The organism is Mycetocola sp. TRD_SC_2 (assembly GCF_055361225.1).
In genome coordinates, this window is the sequence record NZ_CM143954.1 from 1463963 (window position 1) to 1479163 (window position 15201).

The window sequence follows — 15201 nt, forward strand, 5'->3', positions numbered from 1 at the left end:
CCAGCGAACGGTGCGTAGAACCATACGCCGCGTACTGAACACAGTGGAAGGGGTGGCGGGTCGAGCGGCATCCCCAGTAGCGTTGTGCGGCTGCGGCCCGCCCGCGCGCGTCACGACAACGAAGGGTGCCCTCATGACGGCTTCACCGCTCCACCGTTCCCTCTGGCTCGACCGCCCCGTACCGGTCGACACCGACGAGTGGCGCGCGCTCGACACCGTCGACGTGCTCGTGCTCGGGGCTGGACTCTCGGGCCTGGCCACCGCGGCGATGCTCGCTGAGGAGGGCAGGTCGGTCGTCGTGCTCGAGGCGCGCTCTGTCGGTGCTGTCACGACCGGGAACACCACAGGCAAGGTGACGCTGCTGCAGGGGTCCCGGTTGTCCCAGATCCGGGATGCCGTCTCCCGCGACCTCGCGGAGGCTTACGTCGGCGCGAACCGTGCCGGTCAGGACTGGCTCCTGCGGCACGTACGCGACCACGGTGTCGCGTTCGACGAACGCACAGCGGTCACCTACGCGTCGACGGATGCCGGAGCCCCGACCGTCGAAGCGGAGCTGGACGCGGCATCCGATCTCGGGTTGGCGGTCACGGCCAGGCGCACGCTCGACCTTCCGTTCCCGGTAACGGCCGCCGTTGCCCTGGCCGGCCAGTTCCAGCTCGATGCGGTCGACGTTCTCGACTCGCTGGTCCGCACCATCCGGCGGCACGGCGGGCTGGTGATCGAGGGGGTCCGGGCGACGAAGATCGACTCGGGCGACCCGTGCGTGGTCTCCACCACGCGGGGTGATGTGCGAGCCGACCGGGTCGTCGTCGCGACAGGGTCGCCGTTCCTCAAACGCGGCGGCCATTTCACCACCCTGGAACCTCAGCGGTCCTATGCCGTTGCCTTCCGGTGGCCCGGCCGATCTCTCGAGGGAATGTACCTGTCCGTTGACGAGCCGTCCCGCACGATCCGTGACGCCCATCGCGCGGATGGCAGCTATCTCGTCATCGGAGGCAACGGTCACCGGGTCGGCAAGGACACACCGACGTCGGAGAACGTCGAGGACCTGGTGCGGTGGACAGGAGCGGAATTCCCGGATGCTGTCGCTTCGCATCGTTGGTCGGCTCAGGACTACCGGTCGACAGACGAGCTCCCCCACTTCGGACCGATCACCGCCGGGGACGACCGGGTTCTCGTCGCCACCGGATACGCCAAGTGGGGACTCACCAACGGGATCGCCGCTGCCATCGCCATCTCCTCCCGCATCGCGGGAACCCGACCTGCATGGGCCGAAACCCTGGAGAGCAGGCCGCCAGCGTTCACCGCTGTGGGAAGCACTCTGGGCGCTGGAGCTAAGGTCGCAGGGGACCTCGCGCAGGGCTGGCTCGGCGCCGAGCTGTCCGCGGATCCACAAGACGCGCCAGCCGAAGGAACGGGGATCGTCGTCCGCGACGGTGTCGCTCCTGTCGCGGTCTGCACCGTCGATGGCATCACCCGGCGCCGTTCCGCCGTCTGCACCCATCTCGGCGGCATCGTCACATGGAACGATGCTGAGACGTCATGGGACTGCCCGCTCCACGGCTCCAGGTTCGCGCCCGACGGTGCCGTTCTCGAGGGTCCGGCGGTGAAACCGCTCGCCGACTGAGTCAGGCGGGCTTGCTCGCCTTTTTCGCCGGAGTCTTCTTCGTCGGCTTCTTGGCGGATTTTTTCGCGTCGCGGGATTTCTCCACGCTTCGCCGCAACGCCTCCATCAGGTCGATCACCTCGCCGCTCTCACCAGCGTCCTCGCCTGATTCGCCGAAGGTGGCATCCGTGTCGACGGCTTCGCCCTGTTCGAGTTTCGCCTCGATGAGTTTGCGCAACTGCTCCTGGTACTCGTCCCGGTATTTGCCCGGTGTGAAATCGTCGGCGAAACTGTCGACGAGCGACGACGACAACTCCAGCTCTTTCGCAGAGATCCGCACCTTTTCGTCGAGCGACGGGAACTCGGCCTTGCGCACTTCGTCCTCCCACAGGAGGGTCTGAATCAGAAGTACTCCGTCGCGGGACCGCAGTGCAGCGAGCCGGGTCTTCTGGCGGAGTGCGAACTGGACGATGGCCGTGCGGTCGGTGGACTCGAGGGTTCTGCGCAGAAGCACGTACGCTTTCGCAGACGAGGAGTCGGGTTCGAGGAAGTAACTGCGGTCGTACATGATCGGGTCGACCTGGTCACTCGGCACGAACTCGACGACCTCGATCTCGCGGCTCTTCTCCTCCGGGAGGGATGCCATGTCGTCGGCGGTGAGGATCACCGTTGAATCGCCGTCCTGGTACGCCTTGTCGATGTTTTCGTACTTGACAATTTTTCCGCAGATTTCACAGCGGCGCTGATACCGGATCCGGCCGCCGTCCTTGTCGTGCACCTGGTGAAGCGGCAGGTCGTGATCTTCGGTGGCGCTGTAGACCTTGACGGGCACGTTGACGAGCCCGAAGGTGATCGCGCCCTTCCATATAGCTCTCATGCACCCCAGTGAACACCAGAGCGGATGGGGATGACTAGCCCTTGCTGTTGTCCCGGGATTCCCGCCGCGACATGGTATTACGGACCAGAAGCGGGACAACGAGTCCGAGCAGCAGGACGATCGTGGCGACGGAGACGGCGGCGATGATCCCGGCCTCGCGGCTGACGACGAAGTCGAAGACGAGCATCGCGGTTCCGATCATCGACAGGGAGACCCCGACGAGCACGGCGCGGATCATCCGGTGCCCGATCTTCACCGTTGCGCTCTTCACGAGATGGCGGAACAGGATGCGGTGCGCGCTGACCGGCAGCAGGCTGAGAACCGTCGTGGTGATGGAAACAGAAACGAGGGTGAGGTAGAGAACGAGCTGGAAGTCGTCCAGCTCGGTGAACCGGGGCTGGAACGCGATGGCCAGGAGAAAGGCGGTGAGGATTTGCGTTCCCGCCTGCAGGACGCGCAACTCCTGGAGCACATCGGCCCAGTTGCGGTCGGAGCGTTCCAGTTGTGTCTCGTGCCGGCCCAGTCGGGCGGGCACACCCTCCGTGTCGGTGTTCGGGCTCCCGGATGACATGATCTCGCCTCCAGTTCAGGACCCTGATGTCCTTCTGCTCCGTGTTAACACCGCCCGCGGAACCGGGTCAAGTCCTTGAGCGGCGTGGGTTGCCAGCTTACTGTTTGAGCGCGGCCAGGGCCCGCTGCCTGACCAGGATGGGAGGAACTCGCATCATGATGAACCGAATTCCAGACGAAGACCCGGTGGAGTACAGCGAAGACGAAGACCTCGCAGTCCTTCCGGATGATGACGAGGACCTCGATTTCGACGTCGTCGCTCTCCCCGATGAAGAGCGGCCGATCGACGAACTCGAGTTCGGATCGGACGACGACCTCGATCCGGACGACCTCTAGCACCAACGACTCAGCGCGGGCCCGATTCCGGCCCGCGCTGAGTGGTTACCGCGACCTAGTTCTGGTAAGCCGGGGCAGCGCCCTGGTGGGCGTCACCGACCTTGTGCACGCGAAGGTCATTGGTCGAACCGGAAATTCCGGGAGGGGAACCGGAGATCACAACGACCTTGTCTCCGATTTCTGCCATCTGCATGCCGATGAGTACGTCGTCGACCTGGCTGAACATCGCGTCGGTGTGGGTGACCCGGTCAACGAGGAATGCCTCGACGCCCCAGTTGAGCTGCATCCGGCGGCGGATTCCCTCGTCGGGGGTGAAACCGAGCACGGGGATCTGGGTGCGGAGCCGCGCCATGCGACGAACCGAGTCGCCCGACTCGCTGAAGACGCAAAGGAACTTCGCCTCGACGAAGTCGGCGACCTCGCTCGCGGCGAGAGTGATCGCGCCGCCCTGGGTCCGCGGCTTCGTGCCGAGCGGTGCGATCCGGTCGAGGCCGTGGTCCTCGGTCGACGCGATGATCCGTGCCATGGTCTGCACGGTGATGACGGGGTACTCCCCCACGCTCGTCTCGCCACTGAGCATAACGGCGTCGGCGCCGTCGAGAACCGCGTTCGCGACGTCGGACGTCTCGGCGCGGGTCGGGATCGGGCTGGAAATCATTGATTCGAGCATCTGAGTCGCGACGATGACCGGCTTCGCCATGCGGCGGCACAGTTCGACAGCGCGCTTCTGAACGATCGGAACAGCCTCAAGCGGAAGTTCGACGCCGAGGTCGCCTCGAGCAACCATGATGCCGTCGAACGCGTCGATGATCTCTTCGAGGTTGTCGACCGCCTGCGGCTTCTCAATCTTGGCGATGACGGGAAGGCGCGTGCCTTCCTCGTCCATGATCTCGTGTACCCGCTGGATGTCTTCTGCGTTGCGCACGAAGGAAAGGGCGATGAAGTCGGCACCGAGCTTGAGGCCCCAGCGCAGGTCGGCCTCGTCCTTGTCGCTCAGGGCGGGGACATTGACGGCGACGCCGGGCAAGTTGATGCCCTTGTTGTGCGAGACGGCGCCGGCGACGACGACCTCTGTGGTGACGACGACGCCGTCGGTCTCGAGAACCTTGACCTTGACCTTGCCGTCGTCGATGAGCAGGAAGTCGCCTGGCTTCACGTCGTTCGGCAGACCCTTAAAGGTCGTGCCGGAGAGTTCACGAGTGCCGAGGACGTCCTCGGTGGTGATTTTGAAGATGTCGCCCTCGGCGAGGTGGTAGGGGCCGCCCTCGAACTTGCCGAGGCGGATCTTCGGCCCCTGGAGGTCGACGAGGACGGCGACGGGCTTTCCGGCATCCGCGGCAGCCTTACGAACGTTGGCGTAAACGCCCTCGTGCACGTCGTAGGTGCCGTGGCTGAGGTTCATTCGAGCCACGTTGACACCGGCGTCGATGATCGCGCGGATGTCCTCATAGCTCGAGGTGGCTGGGCCGAGGGTCGCGACGATTTTTGCACGTCTCATTGATGCTGCTCCATGTTCTGCGCAGGGATGCGCTGGCGGGATTGCGGAGGGATGAAATGAGGGCGGACGGTGGCCGCGCCCTTCGAGTCTAGAGCGAGATCGCGCGATCGGTCGGGCGGACAGGTGCCGGGAGGCTCGTCTCACCCTCGAGGTACCTGTCAACAGCTGCTGCTGCTGCCCGCCCTTCGGCGATCGCCCAGACGATGAGGGACTGGCCCCGGCCGGCGTCGCCGGCGACGAAAACACCCGGCTCGCTCGTCTGGTAGTCGTTGTCACGTTCGACGTTTCCGCGGTCGTCGAACGGCACGCCGAGTTGCGGTGCAAGCGAATCCGTTTCAGGACCGGTGAAGCCGAGCGCGAGCAGGACGAGGTCGGCTGGGATCTCGCGTTCGGTACCGCTCTTCGGCACGCGACGGCCGTCGAGGAATTCGGTTTCGGCAACGCGAATCGCACGCACTTCGCCCGACTCGTTGGAGAGGAACTCGACGGTCGACACGAGGTACTGCCGCTCGCCGCCTTCCTCGTGCGCGCTCTGCATTTCGAACAGCGTCGGCATCATCGGCCACGGCTGCGCGTCGGTCCGCGCCGGTGGCGGCTGCTTGCCGATGGCCAGGTTCGTAACGGATGCAGCGCCCTGGCGGTGCGCGGTGCCGATGCAGTCAGCACCGGTGTCGCCGCCTCCGAGGACGACGACGTGCTTGTCCTCCGCGGTGATCTGGCCGGGGACGTCATCGCCCGCGCCCGCCTTGTTCTGCGGAACGAGGTAGTCCATGGCGAAGTGAACGCCGGCGAGGTCGCGACCCGGGATGGGAAGGTCGCGCGGAACCATGGCACCTGTTGCGATGACGACAGCGTCATACCGTGAGCGCAGGTCGCTCCAGCTGATGTCGACACCGATGTGAACGCCGGCGCGGAAGCGGGTTCCCTCGTCGGCCATCTGCTTGAGACGGGCGTCGATGTGCTTCTTTTCCATCTTGAAGTCGGGGATGCCGTAGCGCAGCAGGCCGCCGATCCGGTCGTCGCGCTCGAAGACGGCGACAGTGTGTCCGGCGCGCGTCAGCTGCTGGGCGGCGGCGAGGCCGGCAGGGCCAGAGCCGACGACGGCGACCGTCTTGCCGGTCAGGCTCTCCGGCGGGTGCGAATCAACCCACCCGTTCGCGAAGGCCTGGTCGATGATCGACACCTCGACCTGCTTGATCGTGACTGCGGGCTGGTTGATGCCGAGCACGCACGAACTCTCGCAGGGAGCCGGGCACAGCCTGCCGGTGAACTCGGGGAAGTTGTTGGTGGCGTGCAGCCGTTCAATGGCCTGCCGGCCTTCCCCGCGCCAGGTCAGGTCGTTCCACTCGGGGATGAGGTTCCCGAGCGGGCAGCCCTGGTGGCAGAACGGAACACCGCAGTCCATGCAACGACCGGCCTGCCGGCGCAGCTGCGTCGGGTCGCCCTGTTCGTAGACTTCTTTCCAGTCCATCAGGCGGATCGGAACGGGCCGCCGTTTCGGCAGTTCACGTTCCGTGACTTTCAGGAATCCCTTGGGATCAGCCACCGGTTACCTCCAGGATTCGGCCCCAGACGACGTCGCCGTCGGGGTCGAGCCCCTCGGAGACGGCATCGCTGCGGGTCTGCAGCACGGCTGCGTAGTCCCGGGGCAGTACTTTCACGAATGTTTGGATGCTCTCGTCGAAGGTTGAGAGCAGTCGTGCGGCGAGCTCGGACCCGGTCTCGGCGAGGTGCCGTTCGAGCAGATCACGGACGATCACGGAATCGGCACTCCCCAGCTCGGTGAGCTGAAGTTCGCCGGTCGCGAGTGCCTCGCGGTTGACCGAGTCGGTCGACAGATTACGAACGTATGCGGTTCCGCCAGACATTCCGGCGCCGAGGTTGCGCCCCGTCGCCCCGAGGATGAGCGCGAGCCCACCCGTCATGTATTCGAGGGCGTGATCGCCGACGCCCTCGACGACAGCGGTGGCACCGGAGTTTCGCACGAGGAATCGTTCACCGACGGTTCCCGAGATGAACATGCTTCCCCGGGTGGCGCCGTATCCGATCACGTTGCCTGCGATGACATTCTCGGAGGCCTCGAAACTCGACGAGGCCGGTGGACGGACGATGATTTCGCCGCCGGAGAGTCCCTTGCCGACGTAGTCGTTCGAGTCGCCCTCGAGGCGGAGCGTGATCCCGGCAGGCACAAAGGCGCCAAACGATTGCCCGGCCGACCCGGTCAGGTGAACGTCGATGGAGCCGGGCGCGAGACCGTTCTCGCCGTGGCGAACCGTCACCTCGTGACCGAGCATGGTTCCGACGGCCCGTTCGGTGTTGCGGATCGGCAGGTCGATGCGGACCTGGCCCCCGTGCGCGAGAACGTTATGGCTGCGCTTGATGAGCTCCACGTCGAAGTGCTTGTCGAGTTCGTGTTCCTGATCGCGTGCGTGAGTACGAGGCTCGCCGGGTTGGAACTCGGGCCCGACGAGGATCGGCTCGAGGTTGAGCCCCGACGCTTTCCAATGGGCGATCGCCGTGTTGGTGTCGATCAACTCGTTGTGGCCGATGGCCTCCTCGAGCGTGCGGAAGCCGAGTTCGGCGAGGTATTCCCGGACTTCCTGGGCAATGAACTCAAAGAAGTTGACGACGAATTCCGGCTTGCCGGTGAACCTCTCGCGAAGCACGGGGTTCTGAGTTGCGACGCCGACCGGACAGGTGTCGAGGTGGCAGACCCGCATCATGATGCATCCGGAGACGACGAGTGGTGCCGTGGCGAACCCGAACTCTTCGGCGCCGAGGAGAGCGCCGATGATGACATCCCGACCGGTTTTGAGCTGACCGTCGACCTGCACCACGACGCGATCGCGCATCCCGTTGAGCATGAGCGTCTGCTGCGTCTCGGCGAGTCCGAGTTCCCACGGTGTGCCCGCGTGTTTGAGTGAGTTCAGTGGGCTCGCCCCGGTCCCGCCGTCGTGGCCGGAAACGAGAATGACGTCGGAGAGCGCCTTGGCCACACCGGCGGCGACAGCACCGATACCGGACTGGCTGACCAGCTTGGTGTGGATGCGAGCGGAGGGGTTCGCGCGCTTGAGGTCGAAGATCAGTTGCTTGAGGTCTTCAATCGAGTAGATGTCGTGGTGTGGCGGTGGGGAGATAAGCCCGACGCCCGCCGTTGCGTGGCGGGTCCTGGCCACCCACGGGTACACCTTCGTCGGCGGCAGCTGGCCGCCCTCGCCCGGCTTTGCTCCCTGTGCGAGCTTGATCTGGATGTCATCGGCGTGCGTGAGGTACATACTCGTGACACCGAAACGGCCGGACGCCACCTGCTTGATGGAACTGCGACGCTCCGGGTCGAGCAGACGGTCGGTATCCTCACCGCCTTCACCGGTGTTCGACTTCGCGCCGAGGCGGTTCATCGCGATGGCGAGGGTTTCGTGTGCCTCCTGCGAGATCGAGCCGTAACTCATTGCGCCGGTCGAGAAGCGCTTGACGATTGACGCGACAGATTCGACCTCATCGATCGGGATGCTCTCGCGCTCGGCCGTTTTGAGTGTGAACAACCCCCGGAGGGTCATCAGGTTCTCGGCCTGGTCATCGACGAGGCGCGTGTACTCACGGAAGATGTCATACCGGCGGTTGCGGGTGGAGTGCTGCAGGCGGAACACCGTGTCGGGGTTGAACAGGTGCGGGGACCCGTCGCGACGCCACGAGTACTCGCCTCCGGTCTCAAGCCGTTCGTGGGCGACCTCGGCGGTGTTGAGCGGGAACGCGGACTGGTGGCGCTTAAGATTCTCGGTCTGGATGACGTCGATGCCGACCCCGCCGAGCTTCGACTCGGTCCCGGTGAAGAACTCGTCGACGAACTCCTGGCTGAGCCCGACGGCTTCAAAACACTGGGCGCCAGCGTAGGAGGAGACCGTCGAGATTCCCATTTTGGACATGATCTTGAGCACGCCCTTGCCGAGGGCGTAGATCACATTGCGAACAGCCTTTTCAGCGCTCACTCCCTCGATGACGCCGCTGCGAACGAGGTCTTCGCAGGTTTCCATCGCGAGGTAGGGGTTGATTGCCGAAGCACCGTACCCGATGAGGGTTGCGACGTGGTGAACCTCGCGGACGTCTCCGGCCTCGACCACGAGTCCGACCTTGAGCCGGTTCTGTGCCCGGATCAGGTGGTGGTGAACGGTGGCGACGAGCAACAGCGACGGAATGGGCGCCAGGTCCTTGTTCGAGTCCCGGTCACTCAGCACGATGAAGTGGGCGCCGGCCTCGATGGCGTCGTCGACTTCGGAACAGATTGCGGTGAGACGGTTGCGCAACGCGTCAGGGCCCTCGTCGAATCGGTACAGGCCGCGGATGGTTGTCGTGGTCTTCGAGCCGTGGGTCGGGTCGATGTGCTGGATCTTCGCGAGCTCGTCGTTGTCGATGACGGGGAAATCGAGGACGACCTGCCTGGCGTGCTCCGGTCCGGAGCTGAGCAGGTTCCGCTCGGGGCCGAGTCCGAGCTTGAGCGACGTCACGACCTCTTCGCGGATCGAGTCGAGCGGCGGGTTCGTGACCTGGGCGAACTGCTGGGTGAAGTAGTCGAAGAGCAGACGGGGCCGCTTGGACAGGGCAGCGATCGGTGTGTCGGAACCCATCGCACCGAGAGGTTCCGCGCCCGTCTGGCCCATCGGACGCAGGAGAATACGCACTTCTTCTTCGGTGTAGCCGAAGGTGCGCTGACGGCGCGTCACCGATGCCGGCGTATGGACGATGTGTTCGCGCTCAGGGAGGTCGGAGAGGTTGATCCTGCCTGCCTCGAGCCACTCGCCCCACGGCCGGGATGCCGCGAGTTCTGCCTTGATCTCATCGTCTTCGATGAGCCGCTGGCCTTCGGTGTCGACGAGGAACATCTTGCCTGGGCGCAGCCGGCCCTTGCGCTTCACGCGCTCGGGGGCGATGTCGAGCACCCCGATTTCGCTGCCGAGCACGATGAGGCCGTCTGTCGTCTCGAGCCAGCGGCCAGGGCGGAGCCCGTTGCGGTCAAGCGTCGCTCCGACGAGGGTGCCGTCGGTGAAGGTCAGGGCGGCGGGGCCGTCCCACGGCTCCATCTGCATCGAGTTGAACTCGTAAAAGTCCCGGAGCTCCTGCGGCAGTCCGGTCTGCTTCTCCCAGGCTTCGGGCACCATCATCATCATCGCGTGCGGCAGGGTCCTGCCGGTGAGCGTGAGCAGCTCGAGCACTTCGTCGAACGACGCAGAGTCGCTCGCGCCGGGGGTGATGATCGGAAGCAAAGGCCGGATGTCACCGAGCAGTTCGGATTCGAGCTGCGACTGGCGGGCGCGCATCCAGTTGCGGTTTCCTTCGACGGTGTTGATCTCGCCGTTGTGGGCCATCATGCGAAGCGGCTGAGCCAGAGGCCAGGACGGGAAGGTGTTGGTCGAGTACCGCGAGTGAACGATCGCGAGCTTCGATGCGAACCGTTCGTCGCTGAGGTCGGGGTAGAACGGTTCGAGCTGCAGCGTCGTGACCATCCCCTTGTAAACGAGGGTCCGGCTCGAGAACGAGATGAAGTAACCGTTGAGCTCGCGTTCGACGCGCTTGCGGAAGCGGAATGCCTGCCGGTCGAGGACGATCCCGGAGACGGGCTCATCGGCATCCGTTGTGAGAGTGCTCGAGACGAACAACTGCTCGAATGCGGGCATGGCGTTCCTCGCGAGGCGACCAAGGTGCTCGTCGTCGGTGGGTACGTCGCGCCAGCCGATCACGGCGAGGTCTTCGTCGTCTGCCAGCCGTTCGATGCCGGCCTTGAGCTCGGCGCGTTCGGCTTCATCGTGTGGCAGGAATGCCATTCCGACCGCGTACTGCCCGGCGGCGGGCAGATCGAAGCCGCTGACGGCGCGGAGGAACTCATCGGGGATCTGGGTGAGGATGCCTGCGCCGTCACCCGTTCCCGCGTCGGATCCGATCGCGCCGCGGTGTTCGAGGTTCCGCAGAGCGTCGAGGGCGGAGACGATGATGTCGTGCCCGGCCGTACCGCGAAGGGTGGCAACCATGGCCAGACCGCAGGCATCCTTTTCGCGCGCTGGGTTGTACAGTCCTTGCGCCTCTGGAACGAGGCTGAACTGGGAAAATGTGGGTCGAGGCTCCATCAGAAAACCGTCCTTACGGAAGAATCTGGGCGGTGGGACATCGATGGCCCGGGAGGTGAGAAGTTTTCGCCGCCCGTCAGCGGACTGTGTGGCGTGGCACACGAGGCGAAGGGAGTGGTCAGTTGAAGCCGTACGGTTCAGGCAGACCTAGGATTTGGGGGCTGTGTCGCTTGTGGCGAGGGCATCCCCTGATTCGGATGGTGTTTCCTCGGGCTCGCCGAGATCCACGTAGTCCGAATCGGTGTGTGACGAGTGTACCCCAGCGCCGGACTCATTCCACTCGCGCCCTGCGACGTACGGGCTCGGCTCGAACCCGGTGTGCCTGCGGGACTGGACAGCGAGGATGACGAGCCCGACCAGAATGGCAAGGAGCGCGGCCCAGACGTTGACGCGCAGACCGAGGAAGACCTCGCTCGGGTCGATCCGGATTGATTCCCAGACCGTGCGGCCGATGCCGTACCAGATCAGGTAGAGGCCGAGGACCTTGCCCCACTGCAACCGGAACCGGCGCTCGAGGATGAGGAGCACGGCGACGCCGACGAGGTTCCAGATCACTTCGTAGAGGAACGTCGGGTGGAACAGCGTGCCGGCGGGCAGACCGACGGGCCAGGCCGGGTTCGACTGCTCGATCTCGAGGCCCCACGGCAGGGTGGTGGGGATCCCGAAGAGCTCCTGGTTGAACCAGTTACCGAAGCGTCCGAATGCCTGGGCGAGAAGAAGAGCGGGCGCGACAGCATCCGCGAAGGTCCAGAACCGGATGCCGGTCATCCGGCAACCGATCCACGCACCGACGGCTCCACCGATCAGCGCGCCGAAGATCGCGATGCCACCCTCCCAGACATACAGGGTCCGAAGCAGGTCAGCGCCGGGGTAGAAGTAGTCGTTCGGGTGGGTCAGCACGTGGAAGACCCGGGCGCCGATGATCCCGAGCGGAACGGCCCAGAGAATGATGTCGAGCACGATGCCCGGTTCGGCGCCGCGACGGGTCAGCCGGGCGTTCGTAAGGAACGCGGCAGCAACGATGCCTACCAGAATGCAGATGGCATAGAAGTAGATCGTGAAGTTACCGAGTTGGATGGAGTTGATCTCCGGGCTCGGAATGCTCAGGTGGATGGACACGTGGTTCCATGCCTTTCTGGGGTTGCTGTCGAGGTGCGCGGTTAACTCTAGTTCGCGCGGGCCGTTCCCTGCGCCAATTCGCGGGCGACAGCGGCGACGCGGTCCACTCCCCCGTCGGCGAGGGCTTTCACGAGCGCTGAACCGACGATGGCGCCGTCAGCGTATGCCAGGATTTCGCGCACCTGGTCGGAGGTCGAGATGCCGAGGCCGACGCATGCGTTCTCACACCCCGCCTCACGGAGCCGGGAGACGAGAATCTGGGCGGCCTTGTCGACGTCGCCACGGGCGCCGGTGATGCCCATGGTGGACACGGCGTAGACGAATCCCCTGCTGGCGTCGACAGCCAGCCGGAGCCGGGCGTCACTCGACGACGGTGCAGCGAGGAAGACCCGGTCGAGGCCGGAACGTTCGGAGGCCGCGAGCCAATCTGCTCCTTCATCGGGGATGAGGTCTGGAGTGATGAGGCCTGCGCCGCCGGCAGCGGCGAGGTCGTCGGCGAAGCGCTCCACGCCGTACTGCACGACCGGGTTCCAGTACGTCATGAGGAGGACGGGAACGTCGACCCGCGCGGTGATGGCGCGAACCGCGTCGAAGCCGTGGCTCAGCTTGAACCCGTTCGCGAGGGCGTGCTGTGTCGCCTTCTGAATGACGGGGCCGTCCATGACGGGGTCGGAGTATGGCAGGCCGAGTTCGATGATGTCGACGCCGTTCTCAGCGATCGCCACGGCGGCGTCGACGCTCTCGTCGAACGTGGGGAACCCGACCGGGAGGTAACCGATCAGGGCACCGCTTCCCGCTTTCTTCCGTTCGGCGAGGACGGATGCCACAGTGCTCACGATTGTTCTGCTCCCTGATCGATCAGGTCGAAGTATCGACCGGCTGTCTCCATGTCCTTGTCGCCGCGGCCGGAGAGGTTGATGAGAATCGTCGCATCCTTGCCGAGTTCCTTGCCGAGCTCGAGCGCGCCGGCGAGGGCGTGGGCGCTCTCGATAGCCGGGATGATGCCCTCGGTCCTGCTGAGCAGGCGGAGCGCGCTCATCGCCTGGGCATCCGTCACCGGCCGGTAGGTTGCACGGCCGATGCTCGACAACCAGGAGTGCTCCGGACCGACGCCGGGATAGTCGAGGCCGGCCGAGATCGAGTGCGACTCGATGGTCTGGCCGTCGTCGTCCTGCAGCAGGAAGCTCTTCGCGCCGTGGAGCACGCCGGGGCGTCCCTTCGAGATGGTCGCGGCGTGGCGGGGCGTGTCGATGCCTTCACCCGCCGCCTCGAAACCGTACAGGGCGACATCCGTGTCGTCGAGGAAGGCGTGGAAGATGCCCATCGCGTTCGATCCGCCTCCGACACATGCGGTGACGGCATCCGGAAGTCTGCCGGTGAGGTCGAGGACCTGCTGGCGTGCTTCTTCTCCGATGATCTTCTGGAGGTCACGGACCATGGCGGGGAACGGGTGGGGACCAGCGACGGTTCCGAAGATGTAGTTGGTGGTCTCGACGTTGGTGACCCAGTCGCGCATGGCGTCGTTGATCGCGTCCTTGAGCGTGCGGGAGCCCGTCTTCACGGCGATGACCTCGGCGCCGAGGAGCCGCATCCGTGCCACGTTGAGCGCCTGGCGCTCGGTGTCGACCTCGCCCATGTAGATGACGCAGTCGAGGCCGAACAGAGCCGCCGCTGTTGCGGTTGCGACGCCGTGCTGCCCGGCGCCGGTTTCAGCGATCACGCGGGTCTTGCCGATGCGTTTGGTGAGCAGCGCCTGCCCGAGAACGTTGTTGATCTTGTGCGATCCGGTGTGGTTGAGGTCCTCGCGTTTGAGGATGATCCTGGCTCCCCCGGCGTGCTCGGCGAACCGTGGCACCTCGGTGATGATGGACGGCCTGCCGGTGTAGGTCGCGTGGAGCTCGGTGAGCTCGGCCGCGTACCCGGGGTCCTGCTTTGCCAGTTCCCACGCCTCTGAGAGCTCGTCGAGGGCGGCGATGAGGGATTCCGGGACGAAACGCCCGCCGAAGTCTCCGAAGTATGGACCGGTTTCGTCGCGTAGTGCCATGGTTTTAGACCGCCAGGAATTCGCCGAGGGTGAGTATGGGATCGCTCGTCACGAGTGCTTCGCCGATGAGGACGACGTCGGCACCGGCTTCGCGGTAGTGCGCCACGTCGGCCGGGGCAAGGACCGCAGATTCCGCGACACGGATGACTCCGGACGGGATCTGGGGCGCGAGCCGGCCGAAGAGGTCGCGGTCGAGTTCGAACGTCGAGAGGTTGCGGGCGTTGACGCCGATGAGGCTGGCGCCGAGGTCGAGTGCGCGTTCGAGCTCGTCGGCACTGTGGGTTTCCACGAGGGCCGTCATCCCGAGCTCGGTGATGAGACGGTACAGCTCGGTGAGGGTCTTCGTATCGAGCGCAGCGACGATGAGGAGAGCGAGGTCTGCTCCCGCCGCACGCGCCTCGAACACCTGGTACGGGGTCGAGATGAAGTCTTTGCGGAGAACCGGGATTCCGACGGATTCGCGGACATTCACGAGATCGTCGAGTGAGCCTTTGAATTTGCGTTCCTCGGTGAGCACACTGATGGCGCTCGCCCCGCCGCGCTCGTATGACACGGCGAGCTGGGCCGGGTCAGGGATGTCTGCGAGGTCACCGCGCGACGGGCTGGCCCGTTTAACCTCGGCAATGATCTTCACCCGGTCGGCTGGGGACAGTGCCGAGAGAGCGTCGAGGGGAGGCGCGGCATCCGTCGCGGCGGCTTCGACCTGCGCGAGTGGGCGCAGGATCTCTCGCTGGCGGGCATCGGAAAGTGCGCCAGCGGTGAGGTCGGCGAGCACAGCGCTAGTGCTCCTTCGGAGCGGACTTGGGGCCGTTGACGCCGTAACCGACCTTCTTGAGGATCCAGCCGAGAAGTGCGCCGACGACGAGCAACCCCGCAGCAGCCCAGACGAGCCAGGCCCAGTCCAGCCAGAATGCGATCGTTCCGATGAGGAACGCGATCAGCATCACCGTTACCGCCGTCCAGGCGGCCGGTGAGTGGCCGTGTCCTAGTTCTGTCGACTCTGCGCTCATGGGTTTCCTCCAGTAATTCAGTGCG

At 65.2% G+C, this 15201-nt stretch carries 12 protein-coding genes; 2 read left to right on the plus strand and 10 right to left on the minus strand.

The genetic code is table 11. The annotated features are described in order from the left end of the window. Positions 1 to 133 precede the first annotated feature (133 nt). A complete protein-coding gene (locus tag ACWA1Q_RS06990) occupies positions 134 to 1627 on the plus strand; it encodes an FAD-dependent oxidoreductase (RefSeq protein WP_463760622.1) in 1494 nt (497 codons plus the stop codon). A 1-nt stretch (position 1628) separates the two neighbouring features. On the opposite strand, the gene ku is transcribed toward ACWA1Q_RS06990, so the two are convergent. Together ku and ACWA1Q_RS07000 are read right to left on the minus strand one after the other, a co-directional pair. After that, positions 1629 to 2483, minus strand: a complete 855-nt coding sequence (gene ku, locus ACWA1Q_RS06995) for a non-homologous end joining protein Ku (protein WP_463760624.1) — start codon at positions 2481 to 2483, stop codon at positions 1629 to 1631. 34 nt (positions 2484 to 2517) lie between these two features. After that, positions 2518 to 3054 (minus strand): DUF6328 family protein, encoded by a 537-nt coding sequence (locus ACWA1Q_RS07000; protein ID WP_463760625.1) that lies wholly within the window; start codon positions 3052 to 3054, stop codon positions 2518 to 2520. Between the two features lie 155 nt (positions 3055 to 3209). On the opposite strand from ACWA1Q_RS07000, the gene ACWA1Q_RS07005 reads away from it, so the two are divergent. After that, complete coding sequence (locus ACWA1Q_RS07005; protein ID WP_463760627.1) at positions 3210 to 3389, plus strand: hypothetical protein; 180 nt, start codon at positions 3210 to 3212, stop codon at positions 3387 to 3389. A gap of 55 nt (positions 3390 to 3444) precedes the next feature. Here ACWA1Q_RS07005 and pyk read toward each other — a convergent pair whose 3' ends face one another. From pyk to ACWA1Q_RS07045, 8 genes are all read right to left on the minus strand, one after another. Further along, positions 3445 to 4887 carry a pyruvate kinase gene (gene pyk / locus ACWA1Q_RS07010; protein ID WP_463760628.1) on the minus strand — a complete coding sequence of 481 codons (1443 nt, stop codon included), beginning with the start codon at positions 4885 to 4887 and terminating at the stop codon, positions 3445 to 3447. Between the two features lie 88 nt (positions 4888 to 4975). Beyond that, entirely contained in the window at positions 4976 to 6433 is a 1458-nt protein-coding gene (locus ACWA1Q_RS07015; protein ID WP_121672228.1) for a glutamate synthase subunit beta, read from the minus strand. Further along, on the minus strand, positions 6426 to 11003 hold the full coding sequence (gltB, locus tag ACWA1Q_RS07020; RefSeq protein ID WP_463760629.1) for a glutamate synthase large subunit: 4578 nt from the start codon (positions 11001 to 11003) through the stop codon (positions 6426 to 6428). The genes ACWA1Q_RS07015 and gltB overlap by 8 nt, the downstream gene beginning before the upstream one ends. A gap of 147 nt (positions 11004 to 11150) precedes the next feature. Next, on the minus strand, positions 11151 to 12122 hold the full coding sequence (gene lgt / locus ACWA1Q_RS07025; protein WP_463760631.1) for a prolipoprotein diacylglyceryl transferase: 972 nt from the start codon (positions 12120 to 12122) through the stop codon (positions 11151 to 11153). 47 nt (positions 12123 to 12169) lie between these two features. After that, positions 12170 to 12961 carry a tryptophan synthase subunit alpha gene (gene trpA, locus ACWA1Q_RS07030; RefSeq protein ID WP_463760799.1) on the minus strand — a complete coding sequence of 264 codons (792 nt, stop codon included), beginning with the start codon at positions 12959 to 12961 and terminating at the stop codon, positions 12170 to 12172. Beyond that, complete coding sequence (gene trpB, locus ACWA1Q_RS07035) at positions 12955 to 14166, minus strand: tryptophan synthase subunit beta (RefSeq protein WP_463760632.1); 1212 nt, start codon at positions 14164 to 14166, stop codon at positions 12955 to 12957. Before trpB ends, trpA begins: the two co-directional genes overlap by 7 nt. Before the next feature lie 4 nt (positions 14167 to 14170). After that, positions 14171 to 14941: an indole-3-glycerol phosphate synthase TrpC gene (trpC, locus tag ACWA1Q_RS07040; protein WP_463760633.1), complete on the minus strand. Its 771-nt coding sequence runs from the start codon at positions 14939 to 14941 to the stop codon at positions 14171 to 14173. Positions 14942 to 14945: 4 nt separating this feature from the next. Further along, complete coding sequence (locus ACWA1Q_RS07045; protein WP_463760635.1) at positions 14946 to 15176, minus strand: DUF6704 family protein; 231 nt, start codon at positions 15174 to 15176, stop codon at positions 14946 to 14948. Positions 15177 to 15201 lie beyond the last annotated feature (25 nt).

Bases quoted from the DNA above. Each gene is read 5' to 3' on its own strand.
- ACWA1Q_RS06990 (WP_463760622.1), top strand. From the start codon at position 134: ATGACGGCTTCACCGCTCCACCGTTCCCTCTGGCTCGACCGCCCCGTA.
- ACWA1Q_RS07005 (WP_463760627.1), top strand. From the start codon at position 3,210: ATGATGAACCGAATTCCAGACGAAGACCCGGTGGAGTACAGCGAAGAC.
- trpB (WP_463760632.1), bottom strand. From the start codon at position 14,166: ATGGCACTACGCGACGAAACCGGTCCATACTTCGGAGACTTCGGCGGG.
- ACWA1Q_RS07045 (WP_463760635.1), bottom strand. From the start codon at position 15,176: ATGAGCGCAGAGTCGACAGAACTAGGACACGGCCACTCACCGGCCGCC.
- pyk (WP_463760628.1), bottom strand. From the start codon at position 4,887: ATGAGACGTGCAAAAATCGTCGCGACCCTCGGCCCAGCCACCTCGAGC.
- gltB (WP_463760629.1), bottom strand. From the start codon at position 11,003: ATGGAGCCTCGACCCACATTTTCCCAGTTCAGCCTCGTTCCAGAGGCG.
- ACWA1Q_RS07000 (WP_463760625.1), bottom strand. From the start codon at position 3,054: ATGTCATCCGGGAGCCCGAACACCGACACGGAGGGTGTGCCCGCCCGA.
- ku (WP_463760624.1), bottom strand. From the start codon at position 2,483: ATGAGAGCTATATGGAAGGGCGCGATCACCTTCGGGCTCGTCAACGTG.